Origin of the sequence: Streptomyces luomodiensis (assembly GCF_031679605.1) — a bacterium.
Taxonomy (GTDB): domain Bacteria; phylum Actinomycetota; class Actinomycetes; order Streptomycetales; family Streptomycetaceae; genus Streptomyces; species Streptomyces luomodiensis.
Window position 1 is genome coordinate 9,928,011 of record NZ_CP117522.1, and the last position, 16,529, is coordinate 9,944,539.

Annotated in this window: 14 protein-coding genes and 3 pseudogenes; 9 read left to right on the forward strand and 8 right to left on the reverse strand. The window is 68.1% G+C overall.

All coding sequences use genetic code 11. The annotated features are described in order from the left end of the window. The first annotated feature begins 23 nt into the window (after positions 1 to 23). Positions 24 to 947, forward strand: coding sequence for an alpha/beta hydrolase (locus tag PS467_RS41315; RefSeq protein ID WP_311039639.1), 924 nt, complete (start codon positions 24 to 26; stop codon positions 945 to 947). 150 nt (positions 948 to 1,097) lie between these two features. Here PS467_RS41315 and PS467_RS42270 read toward each other — a convergent pair whose 3' ends face one another. Further along, entirely contained in the window at positions 1,098 to 1,268 is a 171-nt protein-coding gene (locus PS467_RS42270; RefSeq protein WP_432280706.1) for a hypothetical protein, read from the reverse strand. A gap of 57 nt (positions 1,269 to 1,325) precedes the next feature. Here PS467_RS42270 and PS467_RS41325 point away from each other — a divergent pair, with 57 nt between their 5' ends. Both PS467_RS41325 and PS467_RS41330 read left to right on the forward strand, forming a co-directional pair. Next, positions 1,326 to 1,475 (forward strand): hypothetical protein, encoded by a 150-nt coding sequence (locus tag PS467_RS41325; RefSeq protein ID WP_311039640.1) that lies wholly within the window; start codon positions 1,326 to 1,328, stop codon positions 1,473 to 1,475. Between the two features lie 59 nt (positions 1,476 to 1,534). Next, positions 1,535 to 1,966: a hypothetical protein gene (locus tag PS467_RS41330; protein WP_311039641.1), complete on the forward strand. Its 432-nt coding sequence runs from the start codon at positions 1,535 to 1,537 to the stop codon at positions 1,964 to 1,966. A 361-nt stretch (positions 1,967 to 2,327) separates the two neighbouring features. Here PS467_RS41330 and PS467_RS41335 read toward each other — a convergent pair whose 3' ends face one another. Further along, entirely contained in the window at positions 2,328 to 2,951 is a 624-nt protein-coding gene (locus PS467_RS41335) for a TetR/AcrR family transcriptional regulator (protein WP_311039642.1), read from the reverse strand. A gap of 141 nt (positions 2,952 to 3,092) precedes the next feature. Here PS467_RS41335 and PS467_RS41340 point away from each other — a divergent pair, with 141 nt between their 5' ends. Continuing rightward, positions 3,093 to 4,052, forward strand: a complete 960-nt coding sequence (locus PS467_RS41340; protein ID WP_311039643.1) for a quinone oxidoreductase family protein — start codon at positions 3,093 to 3,095, stop codon at positions 4,050 to 4,052. A gap of 104 nt (positions 4,053 to 4,156) precedes the next feature. After that, positions 4,157 to 4,702, forward strand: a pseudogene (locus PS467_RS41345) (integrase core domain-containing protein); the annotation flags it as partial. 153 nt (positions 4,703 to 4,855) lie between these two features. On the opposite strand, the pseudogene PS467_RS41350 reads toward PS467_RS41345, so the two are convergent. From PS467_RS41350 to PS467_RS41375, 6 genes and pseudogenes are all read right to left on the reverse strand, one after another. Further along, positions 4,856 to 5,134 (reverse strand): annotated as a pseudogene (locus PS467_RS41350) (sulfatase-like hydrolase/transferase); the annotation flags it as partial. Between the two features lie 80 nt (positions 5,135 to 5,214). Further along, a complete protein-coding gene (locus tag PS467_RS41355; protein WP_432280707.1) occupies positions 5,215 to 7,077 on the reverse strand; it encodes a glycoside hydrolase family 2 protein in 1,863 nt (620 codons plus the stop codon). A 10-nt stretch (positions 7,078 to 7,087) separates the two neighbouring features. Continuing rightward, complete coding sequence (locus PS467_RS41360) at positions 7,088 to 10,060, reverse strand: alpha-mannosidase (RefSeq protein ID WP_311040108.1); 2,973 nt, start codon at positions 10,058 to 10,060, stop codon at positions 7,088 to 7,090. Between the two features lie 138 nt (positions 10,061 to 10,198). After that, positions 10,199 to 11,086, reverse strand: coding sequence for a carbohydrate ABC transporter permease (locus tag PS467_RS41365; protein WP_311039644.1), 888 nt, complete (start codon positions 11,084 to 11,086; stop codon positions 10,199 to 10,201). Beyond that, positions 11,086 to 11,997 (reverse strand): carbohydrate ABC transporter permease, encoded by a 912-nt coding sequence (locus PS467_RS41370; protein ID WP_311039645.1) that lies wholly within the window; start codon positions 11,995 to 11,997, stop codon positions 11,086 to 11,088. Before PS467_RS41370 ends, PS467_RS41365 begins: the two co-directional genes overlap by 1 nt. Beyond that, entirely contained in the window at positions 11,994 to 13,343 is a 1,350-nt protein-coding gene (locus PS467_RS41375) for an ABC transporter substrate-binding protein (protein ID WP_311039646.1), read from the reverse strand. The genes PS467_RS41370 and PS467_RS41375 overlap by 4 nt, the downstream gene beginning before the upstream one ends. A gap of 225 nt (positions 13,344 to 13,568) precedes the next feature. Between PS467_RS41375 and PS467_RS41380 the strand changes: the two genes are divergently transcribed. The 4 genes and pseudogenes from PS467_RS41380 to PS467_RS41395 all read left to right on the forward strand — a co-directional run bounded on the left by PS467_RS41380 (position 13,569) and on the right by PS467_RS41395 (position 16,526). After that, complete coding sequence (locus PS467_RS41380; RefSeq protein ID WP_311039647.1) at positions 13,569 to 14,786, forward strand: ROK family transcriptional regulator; 1,218 nt, start codon at positions 13,569 to 13,571, stop codon at positions 14,784 to 14,786. Positions 14,787 to 15,411: 625 nt separating this feature from the next. Next, the gene (locus PS467_RS41385; protein ID WP_311039648.1) at positions 15,412 to 15,693 is read left to right on the forward strand and encodes an FAD-binding protein; all 282 of its coding nucleotides are present in this window, start codon (positions 15,412 to 15,414) and stop codon (positions 15,691 to 15,693) included. Positions 15,694 to 15,742: 49 nt separating this feature from the next. Continuing rightward, positions 15,743 to 16,117, forward strand: a pseudogene (locus PS467_RS41390) (transposase); the annotation flags it as partial. A gap of 178 nt (positions 16,118 to 16,295) precedes the next feature. Further along, the gene (locus PS467_RS41395) at positions 16,296 to 16,526 is read left to right on the forward strand and encodes a hypothetical protein (RefSeq protein ID WP_311040123.1); all 231 of its coding nucleotides are present in this window, start codon (positions 16,296 to 16,298) and stop codon (positions 16,524 to 16,526) included. The last annotated feature ends 3 nt before the right edge of the window (positions 16,527 to 16,529 follow it).

Here is a 16,529-nt window from a genome sequence, read left to right on the forward strand (position 1 = left end):
ACATTCGAAGGAGGACCAGGATCATGTGGACAGAGACCACTCCGCCGCTGGCCGCGATGCTGCCGGGAACGCGATACTTTGAACTCGAGTCGGAGGCGGTGGGCGCCCAGTTCGGTGTATGGGTGACGACTCCACCCCGCTACGAATCCGAAACGGAACGCCGATACCCCGCGATCTATCAGCCGGACGGAAACCTGACAGCTCCTCAGACCGCTCCAGCCATGCAGATGGTGCGCGACGACCCGATCAATCCTGTAGAGCCCTTCATCCAGGTGAGCGTCGGCTACATCGGCGAAGACACCACCCGGCTGCTCGCGGTACGCGCTCGTGACCTGCTCCCCCCGGGCGAACCCCTGCTGCCCACCACTAACGCGGAGAGCCTGGATTTGCTCGTTCAGGCAGGGTACCTCGATGCAGACGCCGCAAAGCTCTATTGGCACAACCTGCAAAACCCTGCCGCCGACAAATTCCTTTCCTTTCTCGTCGACGAACTCCACCCACTCATCAGTGCAGAGTTTCGCGTCGATGACACATCGACCGGGCTGTGGGGCTTCTCGTACGGTGGGCTCTTCGCCACCTATGCTGCCCTGCGCCGGACCCCGTTCAGCAGGATCGGTGCCGGCAGCCCCGGCATCGTCCCTCAGTCGAAGGTATTCGAGCTGTACGACAGCGAGATAAAAGACGAAGCCGACTACAGCGGCCGCATGCTGCACATGACTGTCTGCGAAACAGAAGTGACAGCCGTATCGCCGTATCAAGCCTACGTCGGCCTCGGCGCCACCGAGTTCATTATCCAAGCGGGCAAGAACCCACTCAGCGGCTTCACGTTCAGCAGCAAGATCATTCCAGCAGAGTCACATGCCACCGGACTTGCAGCATCCTGGTTCAGCTTCTTGCGTCACTGCTACTCCACAAGTTCACCCGAGGCGACGATAATGTGCCAGTAACAGCCGCACTACAGCATCGTCAACCCATGTCCGGCAGGCGCTGCGGGCCGGGCGAAGGCGCGCTTGTCTGGAGATGGACAGGACGCGATGCGGTGGGCTATCTGCCGCAGGCTGAGCCAGCGGCGCGGATGGTCGTAGTCGTAGCCCTTGTCAGCATGCAGTTGACGGGGCGTCGGCGGCGCGGGCAACGGACGAGACGGTGATCAGCTCGCTGTCCGCGGTCAGCTTGTCGAGGACCTTCAGGCCACGGGCCCGGCGGCGCTCGGAGCCCGTCGGGCACCCGATCCACAGCAGTGCCGGGCAGCACGGCGTGCACGCCACGCCACAGCGCCCCCAGGCGAGCGGGTGCGGAATGGTGTCACCGGCCAGGCTGCTGCGGTGGACCTGATCGCGGCCGGCGATGAAGTCGCCGCGCGGTGGCTGGACGACCCGCAAGAGGCGGTCGCGCTGGTGCGCGAGCTCGCCGGCTCGCGCGGCTGCGCGCGTGGTGGTGCGGGAGACGGCCGGATTTCTGGAACCAGGCGCTGAAGGCGGGGATGATGCGGAATGCTGGCGCTGGCAGCATCTGAAGACGGGAGGGCCGTGCCATGGCGTCAGGGCTGCATGACCCGGACCGGCCGCGTGTCCTGCCCGGTGATTCCTCATGGCTGCACGATGTGCGGTACCTCGAGGAGGTGCTCCGCGTCGTTGCCCGAGCCGGCGGAGTCGCCGCGGAACGGTTCGACGGGGACCGGTTCGTGCTGTCCGTCGGCGTCTTGGAGGGAGCGGCCTGCGGCATCGGCCGCCTGGCCGCCGAGATGGAACAGCCGGCCGACTGTGCGGGCGAAGCCATCAGGGCGCTGTGCCTGCCCGGATGGGAGCTGGACTATCTCTGGCAGGTCCTGGTCGTGTTCCGCCGTGCGCAGGCCCGCGAGTCCGAGGCCGCCGACCTGCGCGAACTGCTCCACGATCTCGGGTACGGCCTCGACCGTACCGTCGAGCAGATCACCGAGGATGTGCAGCGTGTCGTGGCATGCTGATGCTGGACATCCCTGCTGTATTGACCACAAGCGTTGTTGATGGTGGCCAGTGCGGCCGAGGTGCCGGCCATGGCGACATGTTGCGGACGGAGAAATCGGACGGAGTTTTTGGTGCCGATGCCGGGTGTGCCTGTGCCGTAGGGCGGCCGTGGTCGAGCTGGGAGTCTGCGCTGCACGTGCGCGCTTATCGACTTCGGCACCGAAGCGCCTGAGCTGCTCGCTTGTGGTGCTGCGAGAGGTTCCCCTCAGTCTCGTCCCGCTGGAGATTGAGGGTGCATTGCGAGCCAAGACCTCAAAGTTTGACACCCAGGGCGGGAGCTCATAGGGCTCGGGAGTTGTGGCGGTGCGTCATTGCGGGAGCTCAGCGTCCTGTCCGCGTGCCGTGGGGTGACAGGCCGAGCAGCGGGAGCCACACCGTGTCCACGATCTCGACGATCTTCTCGTCCGGCACCGCGCCCATGGTCATCAGTACGTCGTGGCGCACCAAGTCGAAGGGCAGGTTCACCACGCGTTCGGAGCGAGGCGCATCCGTAAGCTCGCCGCGCTCGACGGCCCGGTCGACGAGCTGTGCGAAGGGGGGCGTCTGATCCGCAGGGCGCAGGCGGCTGCGCAGGTCGCTGAAGCTGGTGCCGGTCTCGCGGAAGTAGTCCGCCAGCTGGATGCGCAGGAGTATCACCGTGCGAGCCCGCTCGGCGTTGACCCTACGCAGGAGGGTGAGGGCGTCCTGGCGCAGGCTGCCGGTGTCAGGGATGTCGAGGGGATGCCAGTACCGGGTGAGTGTGGCGATGAGGAGGTCCTCGCGCTGCGGCCAGCGCCGATAGAGCACCGGTTTGCTGGTTCCGGCGCGTGCCGCGATGGCCTCGTAGGTGAAGCCGTTGTAGCCCAGCTCGACCAGCACCTCCCAGGCGGCATCGGTGATCGCGTTCTCCAGGGCGGCGCCCCTGCGCCGGGTGGGAGTTCCCTCCGTGCGCCGCTCACTCACCACTACCCCCTATGTCCATTCTCATGGTATTTCTCCATGCATTTAGATTCGCTTGCGTATCTTAACCTGCGGCTGTACGCTTGGCGCCCGTAAGAAACGGCATCGTGTCTTATCGGTGTCGTGCGCCACACAAAGGAAACGCACATGTCCATGATCAATGCCGCGCTTGTGGAGTCCTTCGACGAGCCGCCGCGCTTCCGCTCCATCCCCGCCCCCGAGGCCGCCCCCGGCCAGGAACTGGTGGACGTCCTCGCCGTCGGCGTGCACCCCGCCACCCGCGGCATCGCCGCCGGCAAGCACTACACGAGTCCCAAGACATTGCCCGCCCTGGCGGGTGCGGACGCCGTCGTCCGCCGGGCAGACGGCAGCCTCGGCTACGTCATGGTCATGGGCGCCGGCACCCTGGCCGAGCGCATCGTCATCGATCCGGCCGCCGTCATCCCGGTCCCGGACGGAGCCGATCCCGCACTCCTGGTCGCCACCATGAACCCTGCCCTGTCCTCATGGGCTGCGCTGCGCACGCGCGTCCCGTTCCAGGCCGGGCAGTCGGTTCTGGTGCACGGCGCGACCGGCAACGCCGGCTCGATGGCCGTCAAGGTCGCCAAGCACCTCGGCGCGGCGCGAGTGATCGCCGCCGGACGCAACCGCTCCCGCCTCGACGAACTCACGGACCAAGGCGCAGACGCTGTTGTTCAGCTCGTCCCCGACGAGGACGCCACCACGGCCGCGCTCGCCGAAGCCGCCGCAGAAGTCGACGTGGTCCTCGACTATGTGTGGGGGCCGCCCACCGAACTCGCCATGCGCGCCCTCCTCGGAGCGCGTACCCAGCACACCCGCCTGCTCGACTGGGTGCAGATCGGCGGCATGGGCGGAGACGCCATCACCCTGTCCGGGCACGCTCTGCGCTCCAACGCCTTCCGGATCCTGGGCAGCGGCTTCGGCTCAGTGGACATGCAGGTCATACAGCGGGAGTTCACCGAACTCGTCGCCGCGATCGCCGCGGGCGGAATGGCCGTGCGCCCGTACCGGTTCCCGCTCGACCAGGTCGAGGCGGCCTGGGCTCACCAGGACGCACCCGGCGAGCGCACCGTCATCCTCCTGTAACACGCCCGCCACCGGCTGCCCGGCTCGATTCCCGGCGCCGGCGGAGTGCTCGACCACCGCGAGCACCGAGTCGCCGGGCAGTCAGCTCAGCGCCCCGGTGATCAGGCAACATCCCCGATGGCGGCAGCGATCGGATCATGGCCCGCCAGCAGGCCGCCAATAATCGGCAGGTCACCACGGACGCCCGCAAGGGCGGCAATCCAGTGACCGGCTACAGCTTCGTCCACACAGCCATAGACGATCACTCGCGGCTCGCCTGCAGCGAGGTCCTAACCGACGAACGCAAGGAGACCGCCACCGCCTTCTGGGAGCGCGCCAACGCCTTCTTCACCGGCCACGGCATCACCGTTGAACGCGTACTCACAGACAACGGCTCCTGCTACCGATCCCGGCTGTTCAGCCGGACCCTCAGCGCCGCCGGCATCGTCCACAAACGCACGCGCCCTTATCGCCCGCAGACGAACGGCAAGGTCGAGCGTCTGAATCGCACCCTGCTCGACGAGTGGGCGTACGTGCGCCCGTACTCCAGCAACGCCGAGCGCACCAAAGCTCTGGAGGACTTCCTGCACGCCTACAACCATCACCGGTGCCACACCGCACTTGACGGTCAACCACCCATCAGTCGCGTGAACAACCCTGCAGGTCAATACATACGGCACCTCCAGGTCCTTCAGCGTCTGCGAATGTTTCTCCTCCGTGTCCATGTGGGCGCGGCTCACCCAGTCCTGGCGCCACAGATCGTTGCGGTTGCTGCGCAGATCCTCCGGCGGTTCCGGGTCGGCCACCTGCCCTGTCCAGGCGTCGCCCTCCTGGCCGTGGAAGAACTCCCAGGTGCTGTAGCGCCCGTGGTAGGAGGCGCCGCCGTCCTCCCAATAGTGCTGATGGTCGCTGGCCAGGTGGGTGTACACACCGTGTTGCTTCAAAAGCTCGGGCGTGGAGTTGTCGAACGGCTCCAGCGGACCCCAGCTGCGATGCAGGAAGTTGTGCCGGCCCGTGTGGAGTTCGCGGCGGGCCGGCATGCAGGGCATCGAACCTACGTAGCAGTTGTCGAACGTGGTGGAGCGGGCCGCGAGGCGCGCGAAGTTCGGGGCATGAACCCAGTCCGCGCCTTACGGAGGCAGCATGTGCCGGTTCAGGCTGTCGAACATGACCATGATGGCCTTCATGTACGGGGCCCCTCCCTGAGCTCGATGGCCGCGGGCCGGAGTTGCGCCGCCCGGATGCGCTCGATGTCGAACTTCTCCGAGCGGTCGAAGCCGAAGATGCCGTTCTGCTCCTGGAAGACGTCGGTCAGCTGCGTATAGCAGTAGCCGAACATGTCAGGGTGATCGAGCAGCGCGCCGACCAGTCCGTCGAATCGCGTGTAGAACTCCTCGACGCTGCGGACTCGGTCGCCGTAGCCCCAGGATGTGGTGGCGGACTGCGGCTGGTCGGCCTCGGCCGGGTTCCACCAGATGCCGCCGAACTCGCTGATGAAGAAGGGCTGTCCGCGGTAACCGATGGACCAGGATTCGCCGGTGCTGTCGGATCGGTTCACGTAGGGCTCGCCGGCGGACAGCGCCTGGTGATTGGCCGCGAACACCTTCGGGTCCTGTTCGTAGTCGTGGCTGTCGAACACGTCGGACTCGGCGATCCGGTGCGCGTAGCCGGACGTGTCGAGAACCGGCCGGGAGGTGTCGTGGGCCTTGGTCGCCAGGAACATGCCGCGCATCACGTCGTCCAGTGCGGTGATCCGGTCGCCGTAGTCCTGCCAGGTCTCGTTCATCGGGCACCAGCCGATGATCGCCGGGTGGGAGTAGTCCCGTTCCAGCACCTCCAGCCATTCCTGGACATACGATGCGTCCGGCTGCTGGTTCGTGGACTGGCCCTGGTCGGTATTGCAGCCCCAGTCGCCGAACTCGCCCCAGACCAGGTAGCCCAGTCGGTCGGCGTGGTAGAGGTAGCGTTCCTCGAAGACCTTCTGGTGCAGCCGTGCACCGTTGAACCCGGCCGCCTGGCCGAGCCGGATGTCGCGGATCAGGTCGGCGTCGCTGGGTGCGGTCATCAGCCCGTCCGGGTAGTAGCCCTGGTCGAGCACGAGCCGCTGGAAGACGATGTCGCCGTTGATGCGGATCTGTTTACCCGTGATGGCGACGCTGCGGAGGCCGGCGTACGACTCCACCTTGTCGACCACGTGTCCGTCCGCGTCGCGCAGCTCGATGTCGACGTCGTAGAGGTGCGGGTCGGCCGGCGACCACAGGTGGATCCGCTCCGGGGGCAGCGTCAGGCTCAGCCGCGCGGACAGGTCGAGGTCGGCACGTACCGTGTCGGCGATCACGTCGCCAGAAGCGTCGCGGACCCGGATGTGCACCGCACCGCCGGGCAGGTTGGCGGAGAGCGGCACCTCCACGTCGAGCGCTCCGGCAGCGACGTTCGGTGTGATGCGCGGGCGGCGGATGGCGGTCGGCGGCACGGGCTCCATCCAGACCGTCTGCCAGATGCCGGTGGTGCGCCAGTACTTGGCCGCGCGCGGGGCGTACGGCACCGACTGCTTTCCTCGGGCCTGGGGGGCCTGCGGGTCGTCGCGGGCGCGCACCACCAGGGGCACCAACTCCCCAGCGGGGGCGGCATCGGTGATATCGAAGGTGAAGCTGGAGAAGCCGCCCCGGTGCCGTCCGACCTCGATCCCGTTCACCCATACGGTCGCGTCGTGATCGACCGCGCCGAAGTGCAGCAGCACGCGGTCGCCCTCCCACGACCGAGGGACGGTGATCATGCGGCGGTACCAGACCGCCCGCATGAAATCCTGTTCCTCGACTCCGGAGAGCCTGGCCTCGGGGGCGAAGGGCACCACGATCTCATCGGCCAGCTCCCGCTCGACCAGCCCGCGCTCGCGACCGGTGTCGGACCGGTCGATCTCGAACTCCCAACTGCCGTTGAGGTTCAGCCAGCGGTCTCGCCGGAACTGCGGTCGGGGATACTCCGGCCGGGGCGGTTCGGACTGGTCAACCGACATGTGGTCTGCCTTTCCGTTCAGCTTGTCCATGCGTACAGCCTCAGGCCACCGGGTCGCGGAAGCGGAGGGTGAGCAGTTCGAAGGGGCGCAGTTCGAGCTCGACCCCGCTACCGGGCGTCGTCCCGCGGACCGCCTCGCTATCCACGGCACGCTCCAGGAGGTCGGTGGCGACGGCCTCGTGCCAGCCGAACCGGGTCCGCACGGTCGCGCGCGAGCGTTTGCCATGGGCCTCGTACAGGCGCACTACGAGATCTCCGGAGCGGTCCTCGGCGAGTTTGACGCTCTCGACGACGACGGCGCGGTCGGTGACCACGAGCAGCGGCTCGGCGGCAGCGCCCGGCACCGTGCGCAGAGGAAGGTGCAGGGCGTACCCGTCCGCGATGGCCTCGGGGATCCCACCCGGGCGAAGACTGACCGAGAACGCGTGCCGCCCCTGGTCCGCGAACGGGTCCGGATAGCGCGGCGCGCGAAGCAGTGACAGCCGCGCCGTCGTCATCGGCCGGCCGCTGGGCGCCTGCCCGCCTCGGATGTCATGGCCGTAGACCACGTCGTTGGCTATGGCGACGCCGTAGTCGGGCTCGCCGACATGGATCCACCGGTGCGCGACGGTCTCGAACCGGGCGGCGTCCCAGGAGGTGTTCTGGTGGATCGGCCGGTGCAGGTGACCGAACTGGATCTCCGAGGTGGATCGATCGGTCCGGATGTCCAGCGGGAAGGCGAGTTTGAGCAGCTTCTGCGACTCATGCCAGTCGATGTCGAAGGTGTAATCGATCTTGCCCTCGGACAGCCGGATCGACACGTTGATCACCGTCTTGCCACGCTCGTGCCGCACCACCACCGCATCGTCGACGATGTCGATCGACATCGGTTCGACGAGGTCACGGCCGCTGCGCTTGTCCTCGTCGTTGATGTCCCAGGCGTCCCACTCGCGTGGGGTGTCGCGGAAGAGCTGGAGGACGCCGCCCGCGACGCCCTGCGGCAGCAGTTCCCGGTCCGCGTCCAGATCGACGACCGAGACGAGCGTGCCGCTTCGGTCGATCTCGACGTGCAGCATCCCGTCGTCGAGCACGATCCGATCACCCGCCGGACGCGGTGTGGCCGTCGCGGCAGGCGTCGCCGGCCCCAGGCCCATCGCCGGTACGCCGTGCCGCGGGTACGGGCCGGCGTTGGCGGCGACCAGGGCGTCGTCCGCATCGGCGCGGAGCGCGTCGAGCGCGGTCGTTATCAGAGCCGTCAGCTCGTCCGCCACCCGCCCGTAGTCCCGCTCGGCGTCCTGGTGGACCCAGGCGATCGAGGTACCCGGCAGGATGTCGTGGAACTGCAGCAGCAGGACCGTCTCCCAGATCCGCCTCAGCTCGTCGTACGGGTAGGGGGCGCCCCGGCGAACGGCCGCGGTCGCCGCCCACAGCTCGGCCTCCCGCAGCAGGGCTTCGCTGTGCCGGTTGCCCCGCTTGCTCCGCGCCTGCGAGATCAGGGTGGCGCGGTGCAGTTCGAGGTACATCTCGCCGACCCACACCGGCGGCGCGGACAGCTCCGCCTCGGCGGCGCGGAAGAAGCTGCCCGGGTCGGCCAGCCGCACCCGTGGCGATCCGTCCAGGTCGTGCTTGCGCTCGGCCGCGGCCAGCATCTCCCGGGTGGGACCACCGCCGCCGTCGCCCCAGCCGTACAGCCCGAGTACGTGGCGCGCCTTGCCCTTTTGCCGGAAGGTCCGCTCGGTACGGGCGAGGTCGGCGGCGCCGAGGTCGGAGTTGTAGGTCTCCGCCGGCGGGAAGTGGGTGAACACCCGGGAGCCGTCGATGCCCTCCCAGAGGAAGCTGGAGTGGGGCATCGGGTTGGTCTCGTTCCAGGACGGCTTCTGGGTGAGGAAGTAGCGGGCGCCCGCGGCTCGGGCTATCTGCGGCAGCGCCGCGGTGTATCCGAACGAGTCGGGCAGCCACACCTCCTCGCTGTCCACCCCGAACTCCTCGGCGAAGAAGCGCTTGCCGAGCACGAACTGACGGGCCAGCGCCTCACCGCCGGGCATGTTGGTGTCGGACTCGACCCACATGCCGCCGACCGGGCGGATGACGCCGGCGGCCACCGCATGGCGGACCCGCTCGAACAGTCGCGGCTGGCTGTCCTTGAGCCAGGCGTACTGCTGCGCCGATGAGGCGGCGAACACGAACTCCGGGTGACGTTCGCTGAGGTCCAGCACGTTGGCGAAGGTCCGCGCCACCTTCCGCACGGTCTCCCGGGTCGGCCACAGCCAGGCACAGTCGATGTGGGCATGCCCCACCGCCGACACGATCAGCGAGCTGTCCGGCGCGCGGCCGGCCAGCACCGGCGCGAGGACCTCCCGCCCGCGCGCCGCGGTGCCGGCCACGTCGTCGGGGTCCATGACGTCGACCATCCGTTCCAGGGCATGCACGATCTCCGCGCGTCGCGCACCCTGCTCCGGAAGGACGTCGACCAGCCCGTCGAGGGTGGTCACGTCCTGCAGCAGTTCCCACACCTCCTGGTCGCGCCAGGCGACCGACAGGTCGGTGAGCCGGTACAGCGGTTCGTCGCCGGCCGTTGCCTTGTCGCCCATCGCCGTGGGTTCGTACTCGTAGGGCACCTGGACGATCGGGTTCGCGGCCGCCTCGATCAGCAGCCGGAAGGGGCCGTGATCGGGCAGCGGGACCCAGGAGTTGTACGGCTCGATCGCCTTGACGATCTCTCCGTCCGGCCGGTACACCAGCCCCTCGGCCTGGAAACCGGGCTGATCGCCGGTGAATCCCAGATCGACGACGAGTTCCGCCTGCCCCCCGGCCGCCCAGTCGGCGGGCACCTCACCGGAGACGTCGAACCACGTCGTGTCCCAGGGTCGTCCCCACGGCTCACCGAGCGCGAATGGCAGATACGGTTTCGTCACGGCGTCGGCGAACGGCACCGGTTCACCGCCGACCGTCCACGCGGTGATCCGGGTCGGACGGGTGTCGCGGTAGACGGCGGGCCGGATCCGGAACTTGGTGAACCGGCGGACCCGGAGCATCGCCAGTGCGGTGGCGTCCAGCTGGACCCGGCCGTTCGGGTTGTCGTCAACCAAGAGAGTGCCTCCTCTTGCTCATGGGATGTTGCCAGGCAGGGCGTGGCGGCCCGTCGCCCACGATGTGTCGGTAGACGCGAGCGGTCAGCCCTTGACGGCGCCGCCCAGGCTCGAACGCATCAGATGCCGACGCAGGAAGATGTACAGCACGGCCGGGGGCGCCATGTAGACGAGAGCGCTCGCGGCGAGCACGCCCCAGTCGACCTGGTGGAAAGCGGTGAACGAGCGGAACAGGCCGATCGAGAGCGGATAGAGGTCCGGCGACTGGAGCAGCACCAGCGGGGTGAGGAAGTCCCCCCACACGTGCATGAACGTCAGCATGGCCGCAGCGCCGAGACCGGGGCCGACCAGCGGGAGGATGATCCGGCGGATCGCGCCGAATCGAGTGTTCCCGTCGAGCCAGGCGGCCTCCTCCAGCTCGGCCGGAACGGCGTCGATGGTCCCCTTCAGCAGCCACAGTGTGATCGGCAGCGCCGCCGCGGCTTCGGCCAGGATCAGGCCGAGGTAGCTGTCGTCCAGCTCCATCTTGACCATCAGCAGGTACAGGGCCACGATCGTCGCCGGCGGCGGGATCACACGGATCAGCAGGATCCCGAACATGAAGGTCCTGCGCCCGCGGAACCGGTAGCGGGACAGCCCGTAGGCGCCGAGGAGGCCGCAGGCCAGGTTCAGCGCGGTCGCCGCGAAGGACACGATGACGCTGTTCAGGAACAGCCGCGGGGTGCCGCTGTCGGTGAAGAACCGGACGAAGTTGTCCGCGGTGAACGCCGGAAGTCTGACCGTGGGTCCCCCGTCGGCGTCCACTGCGGTGAGCGCGACCCATGCGAACGGTACGACGCAGAACAGGGCCAGCAGCGCCATCAGGGTGTACTGCAGTGCTCGTTGGACGACCGACCACGTCGGCGTACGACGACGCGGGGGACCGGCGGGTGCGGTGGCCGCCTGGGGCTCGACCGCATGCGTGGCCGCCATCAGACCTCCACCTTGGCCAGCCGGGCGTACGTCAGGCCCAGGATCATCAGCAGGACGAACAGGATCACCGAAGCGGCGCTGCCCAGGCCGATCTGGGAGTACTGGAAGGCGCGGTGGAAGATGTAGATGGAGGCCAGCTCCGTCCCCTGTCCGGGACCGCCCTGGGTCAGGAAGTAGACCAGGCCGAAGACGCCGACCGTCGTGATGGTGGTGAGCAGCAGGTAGAGGAACACCGGGCCGCGGATCAGCGGCAGGGTGATGTGCCGGAAGACCTGGAGCGCACTCGCACCGTCCATGCGCGCCGATTCGATCAGCTCGTCGGGGATGTCCTCCAGCGCGGCCTGGAACATGATCATGGCGAGCGCGATCCCGCGCCAGACGTTGATGATGACCACCGACGCCATCGGATGGTCCTGGAGCGGAGCCGCCGCACCGGAGCCGAACAGGGCGAGCAGCCGGTTGAGGGTGCCGTCCCCATTGGAGGAGAGCACGCTCGCCCAGGTCAGCGACGCGACGACCTCGGGCACCACCATCGGCAGCAGCACCAGCGCCCCGAACAGGCCCTTGCCGCGCAGCCACTTCGTGCGCAGCAGCAGCGCCGCGACCATGCCGAGCACCGTCTGCCCGACGATCGCCGACCAGAGTACGAACTCGCCCGTGCGGCCCAGCGATGCGAGGAAGTCCTCGGAGCCGAGCAGGTTCCGGAAGTTCTCCAGCCCGACGAACTGGGGGTCCCGTGCGGCCCAGCCGGTCAGCTGTGTGTCGGTGAGACCGAGGTAGACGCCGTAACCGGCTGGGGCGATCACGAAGACCGCGATCAGGAGGACCGAAGGCCCGAGCAACAGCGGCAGCACTCCGCGCTCCCGCCGTCGCCGGATCGGTCGGCCGGACAGGGCTTTGGCAGTGGTCATTCCGCCACCCGATTGTCGCCGAGCAGCTCCTTGGCCTCCTTCGCGAAGGCCTCGGCGGCCTGCCCGCCGTCTGCGCCCCCGGACAGCATCTTCCCCGTCGCGCCCTGGATCGCCTGGGACACCTGGTCCTCGCCGTCACCGCGCGGCGGCAGGATGCTGCCCGGCAGCTTGCGCTCCGCCTCGAGGAGCGACGGCTCGTTCTTGTACGGGGCGGTGCCGGTAAGGCCCTTGCGCGGCGAGACCGCCCCCACCGTCACCAGCTGCTTGGCCAGGGCCGTCCCGGAACTCAGCCACTTCACGAGCTCGACGGCGGCATCGGGGTTCTCGGCGTGGGCGTTGACGCTGTAGCCGTAGCCGCCGCCACTGACCGAGTACGGCTTGGTGCCCGATACCAGCGCCGGGTAGTCCCACGTGGCGACCTTCTCACGCAGGTTCTTCAGCGGTGCCGCGCCTTCGGGGCCCCAGTCGAACTTCCAGCCCCAGCTGCCCTGGGCCGACACCGGAAGGGTGCCCTTGACGAACTTCTCGTACTTGGTCGGCTCCCACGGGTTGGGGTTCTGCAGATCCCGCACCGGAAGGAGGTCGGCCTTGATGAGCTTGTCGTACAGGCCGAAGGTGGCCGACAGCCCCTTGCTCTTGAGCGTCCACTTCTTGGACTTGGCGTCGTAGAAGGTGCTGCCGGTGCCGGCCATGAGGGGGAAGAAGCCCTCCGTCCATGTGCCGGCGCCCCAGGCGGTGCCGGCGGGTATGACGATCGGGGCCTCGCCGGTCTTGGCCTGGACCTTCTTGAGCCTGCCGATCAGCTCGTCCCACGTACGCGGCTGCGAGGTGTCGATATTCAGCTGCTGCAGCACGTCCTTGCGGTAGAAGAGGCTCTGCACGCTCGCTTCGTGCGGGACGGAGTAGAAGCCGCCGTCGGGCTGGCGTGCGCTCTCCTTCGCCGACGTGTAGTACTGGCCCCAGCCGTCCCACTTGTCCAGGTAGTCGTCGAGCTTGAGTAGGTAGCCGGCGCCGGCCAAACCGGTCACGTTGCTGCCGCCCATGTCGAGGACGTCCGGCGCGGTGCCGGAGTGGAGCTGCTGCGTGATCTTGGTGTGGAACTGCTCGTCGGTGAGGGGGTCGGCGACCAGCTCGACCTTGATCTTTTTCCCCTGCTTGGCCATCGCCCTCTCGAACTCCGGGATGAGGGCCTTGATGACCTTGGCGCGGGGCTCCTGGTACTCCAGCAGCTTGATGGTCGCCGGGCCGTCCTCGCCCTCGTCCGCGCCCGAGCCCGAGCAGGCGGTGAGTGCCCCTGTCAACAACATCCCGGCCATGGCAGCGGCAAGGACACGGTTGCGGCTCATCGCGTCACCTCTCCTGACTGTGGTTCTTCCGGTCCATGCTTTTATCAAGTGGATCGGATAAAGTTTCGTGATCGTAAGTGGCGTGTTCGTGGCCAGTCAAGGCTTGAGTACAGGCATGTTTCCTGGCTCCGGATGCGCTCGATCGCGCAGGAATTATCAATCCAATTGATTAATTACGTAAGGCCGCGAGGATCGCTGGTCGTCGACGGATGTGAGGAGAGGGGCATGCGGCGAGGGAGCAACCAGCTGCGGGTGGCTGACTTCAACCAGGCGGTGGTGCTGGACCTGGTCCGCCGGTCTCATGGCGTCAGCCGTGCCGATCTACAGCGTGAGTCCGGTTTGAGCTCGCAGACCATCTCCAACATCACCCGCCGGCTGATCGACGACCGGCTGATCCGCGAGAGCACGCCGGAGGGCGGTGCCCGCGGCCGCCCGAGCATTCCGTTGGTCACCGACCCGGACGGGGCGTACTCGGTCGGTGTGCACATCGATCCGGCCCGGCTCATCATCGTGCTCCTCGGCCTCGACGGCGAGGTCCGGCTGGGCCGCCAGGACCATACGCCGCAGGCCACGAACCCGTCCGAGGTGACCGCCTTCATCGCCGACGCCGTCAGCGGTCTGATCACCGAGGCCGGCATCGACCGGGCCCGGGTGCTTGGGCTGGGCATAGCGGCGCCGGGCCCGCTGGACGTCGACGCCGGGCTGCTGCTCGACCCGCCGCAACTGCCCAACTGGCGCAACGTCCGGCTGCGCACGGACCTGCACGAAGCGACGGGACTGCCCGTCCTCCTCGACAAGGACGTCACGGCCGCCGCGACGGCGGAGCTCCGCTCATCACCCCAGTCCTCGACCTCGTTCGTCTTCCTCTACCTGGGATCCGGGGTCGGCGCCTCGGTGGTGCTCGACAACCAGGTCATCCGCGGCACCACGAACAACGTCGGCGAGGTCGGGGACCTGGTCGTCGACCCCGATGCCGAACAACTGGAGTGGAGCGGCCGGCGAGGAGGCCTGGCCGCCGCCTGCGTCCCGGAAGCGCTCGTCCTCCAGGCCGCCCGGGTCGGCCTGATGCCGCTGCCGAACCTGAACGACTACGTCGCCGTCGACGACGCCTGCTCCACGCTGTGCACCCTCGCCTCCGCGGGCGACGCCGTCGCGTTCCGCATCCTGGAGCGCGCGGCGCGCCGGGTCGCCGTCGGCCTCGGAGTGCTGGTGAACCTGCTGGACGTACCGCGGGTGGTGCTCGGCGGCCCGCTGTGGGACAGGCTCAGCTCGGTGTTCCTCCCCGTCATCCCCGGCCTCGTCGACCGCGAACTCGTGGCGGCGCGCGAGGAGGTGCTGGTGCAGGGGTCTGCCGTGGGTGATCAAGCGGCCGCCCAGGGTGCGGCCGAGCTGGTGATGGATCATTTCCTCGCACCTCGCGCCTCCGCGCTGATGGTGGGCTGAACCCTCATCACGTGCCCGGCAACCGTAGTCCCCGGTGGGCGTGCGGAGTCGAGCGGAAGGGCGGATCACACAGGTGCCGCTGCCGGAGAACAGCGGGTCGTGGTCCGTCCAACTGCCGAGCGGTCCGGTAACGGGGGTGGCTGAGGTGACCCCGGCGGGGTGGACACTCTGACAATGGAACTTGCAGATCCGAGGAAGGGTGTCCTGATGGGACGTAGGTCTCCGTATCCGGCGGAGTTCCGGAATGACGCGGTGGCCCTGGGCGGTACGGAGCCAGTCGGGGACGTCGTTCTGGTGGGAGATCCAGGCGAGCTCGAGCGGGTGCAGCGCGGAGACCCGCCTCGGTGACCGCCGCGCGCGGGGTGTTCGGCGCGGCGGCCAAGCGCGATGCGCATCATGTCATCGAAGATGACCGGGGTCGGCCGCCGTGCCGTCCCCCGGCCGCGGCCTGAGCAAGCCATCGCGGGTCCGCTCCGTAGAAACGACGACGAGGAGGCAGAACCTGTGGCCGTCCCATTCGAGGACCTGGCGCGCGCCCACGGTCTGGATCCCGCACGGCTGGTCACGGAGGACGCTGTTCCGATGTGAACGCTGCCGTGTCGTCCCGGGCGGGCTGCGTCGCCCGGTGCCGGACCACCGCCGACGTCCAGGCCGCCATCCGGACGCCCACGCGCTCGGGCTGCCGTTGTCGGTGTTCAGCGGGGGCAACGACTGGCTCGGTCGAGCCGTACGCGACCGTGGCCTGATCATCGACGTCTCGGCGATAACCACGATCGAGGTTGATGCCAAGGCGCGGACCGCCCGGATCGGCGGCGGTGCCCGTTTGGACGTGCTGAGCAATGCTCAAGCTCTGTGGATCGGGCTCGGGTTGGGCGCGACGGGCGTACCTTCCCGAGTGATCGATTGAAGGTCACCGAGTAGGCCGACGTTGGCGCGTCGGGCGGGAAGGCACGCCCGTGCTCAGCGTAGTCAATGCCGATGGCAGCACCTCGAACGGCTCCTTGATCGATGAGATCGTCCGCGAGGGCGCCCGGCGGATGCTTGCCGCCGCCCTGGAAGCCGGAGTCGATGCCTACATAGCCGAGTTGGCTGATCAGCGTGACGAGAAGGGGCGTCGCCTGGTGGTCCGTAACGGCCACCACCAGCCGCGGAAGGTTGCCACCGCGGCCGGGTCGGTCGAGGTTCGGGCCCCGCACGTGAACGACCGCCGGATCGACGAGGCCACCGGCGAGCGCAAGCGGTTCTCCTCGGCGATCCTGCCGCCCTGGGCCAGGAAGTCCCCGAAGATCAGCGAGGTACTCCCGCTGCTCTACCTGCACGGCCTGTCCACCGGCAAGGGGGAGAAGCCGCCACCGTGGAGGCCGACGCCCGCCCAGCTACTGAAGCTGACGGTTCTCTCTGTAGTCCCGATGATCTTTCCGGCGTACATCGGATGGGTGGTGGCCAGCCTGCCCTCGTTCGTGGGCTCCGCAGGGCAAAGGGATCGCGAGTGGCTCATCCTGATCAGCGGTGCGTGCCTACCTCGCCTTCACAGCCATCACGTTCCTCATAGCGACAGCGGCTGTCCTGTACCCCCTGCAGATGACTCCGCACCGCAAAGGCGCGCTGTGGTACGCCTATGCCGTCACGGCTGTGACGCTTATGGCATTGAGGTGGGCGCTTGCAGGTATTGCCGAGCCCGAAGTCCTCGGCCCTTTCAACGCCTCGGACATGTGGATCCCGTCAAAGACACAGCGATGAGAG

Excerpts from the sequence above, each read along its gene's own strand:
- PS467_RS41315 (WP_311039639.1), top strand. The coding sequence starts at position 24 with ATGTGGACAGAGACCACTCCGCCGCTGGCCGCGATGCTGCCGGGAACG.
- PS467_RS41330 (WP_311039641.1), top strand. The coding sequence starts at position 1,535 with ATGGCGTCAGGGCTGCATGACCCGGACCGGCCGCGTGTCCTGCCCGGT.
- PS467_RS41340 (WP_311039643.1), top strand. The coding sequence starts at position 3,093 with ATGTCCATGATCAATGCCGCGCTTGTGGAGTCCTTCGACGAGCCGCCG.
- PS467_RS41355 (WP_432280707.1), bottom strand. The coding sequence starts at position 7,077 with ATGGACAAGCTGAACGGAAAGGCAGACCACATGTCGGTTGACCAGTCC.
- PS467_RS41360 (WP_311040108.1), bottom strand. The coding sequence starts at position 10,060 with ATGCTCCGGGTCCGCCGGTTCACCAAGTTCCGGATCCGGCCCGCCGTC.
- PS467_RS41365 (WP_311039644.1), bottom strand. The coding sequence starts at position 11,086 with ATGGCGGCCACGCATGCGGTCGAGCCCCAGGCGGCCACCGCACCCGCC.
- PS467_RS41370 (WP_311039645.1), bottom strand. The coding sequence starts at position 11,997 with ATGACCACTGCCAAAGCCCTGTCCGGCCGACCGATCCGGCGACGGCGG.
- PS467_RS41375 (WP_311039646.1), bottom strand. The coding sequence starts at position 13,343 with ATGAGCCGCAACCGTGTCCTTGCCGCTGCCATGGCCGGGATGTTGTTG.
- PS467_RS41380 (WP_311039647.1), top strand. The coding sequence starts at position 13,569 with ATGCGGCGAGGGAGCAACCAGCTGCGGGTGGCTGACTTCAACCAGGCG.